Source organism: Actinomadura roseirufa, assembly GCF_900659635.1.
Classification (GTDB): Bacteria; Actinomycetota; Actinomycetes; order Streptosporangiales; family Streptosporangiaceae; genus Spirillospora; species Spirillospora roseirufa.
Genome location: NZ_CAACVB010000572.1, coordinates 1 through 1010, shown reverse-complemented (window position 1 = coordinate 1010; position 1010 = coordinate 1). Strand labels below are relative to the sequence as shown.

General features: G+C 67.1%; 1 protein-coding gene. It reads right to left on the bottom strand.

Going from position 1 to position 1010, the window contains the following annotated elements; all coding sequences use genetic code 11:
* Positions 1–33: 33 nt before the first annotated feature.
* Positions 34–948, bottom strand: a complete 915-nt coding sequence (locus tag E1291_RS41475) for an IS982 family transposase (protein WP_131743483.1) — start codon at positions 946–948, stop codon at positions 34–36.
* Positions 949–1010: the final 62 nt, after the last annotated feature.

The following is a 1010-nucleotide window of genomic DNA, read 5'->3' as shown; positions in this document are numbered from 1 at the left end:
CTAGATGATTGATTCCAAGGGGTGTCGTTGCGTTCAGTGATCGTAGGCAGTCAGGGAACGGGCGGTGGGCCGGCCGGTCTTGTCGTTGTGCCAGATCGCCGCCGCCAGTGCCAGGATGCGGATGGTCACGCGGATGATGGCGCCGGCCTCGGTGCGGCCGCCGTGTCGTTCCAGGTCGAGTTGCCCTTTGAAGGTCTGGTTGATCGATTCGATCGTCTGCCGCAACGGCTTGAACAGCCCGGTGCCGGCCCGTGCGGGTTCGCCCTTGCGGGCCTGGCGGAGTAGGCCGAGGTCACCGTCGGTGAGGGCCTGCTCGAACGCGCGGCCGTAGTAGTGCTTGTCGGCGATGATGGTCTGCCCGGGGTGACGGGCGGCCAGATCGGGGTCGGCGTCCAGCATCCCCAGCAGGGTGGTGCGCTCGTCGGCCTTGGCGCCGGTCAGCGCGAACGCCACCGGCAGCCCGCCCAGCGTGCACAGCAGATGCAGCCGCAAACCCCAGAAGAACCGGGAATGCGACGCGCAGTAGCCGTACTCGGCCCACCCGGCCAGCGCGCTGGGGCGGGCGGTCTGACGCGACCGGCCGCACTCCACCGGGGTCGAGTCGGCCACCCACACGTCGTCGTCCCACAGTGAGGTGTCCCGGCCGAGCATCTGGATCATGTGCAGGACCAGCACCGTTGCCGCTCTCAGCCGTTTGTTGTAGCCGCTTTGCCCGGGCAGGTAGGGGAACATGCCGGCCAGGTGCTCGCGGGCGTGGCGCAGCCACCGCCGTTCACTGGTGAACCCCAGCAGCGCCGACATCACCGCCAGCGTGACGAGCTCGGCGTCACTGAGGGTGGGCTTGATCCCGACCCGCGGGCGCGGCACGGCCAGGTCCGGGAACTCCTGCAACCAGTCGTCGATCTTCACATAGAGTGCCGTTGCGAGGGTGTTCAGGTTGTTCGTCACAAAACGATCATGAACGCCCTCGCTTCATGCCCGCAGGCCATCCCTTGGAATCAATCATCTAG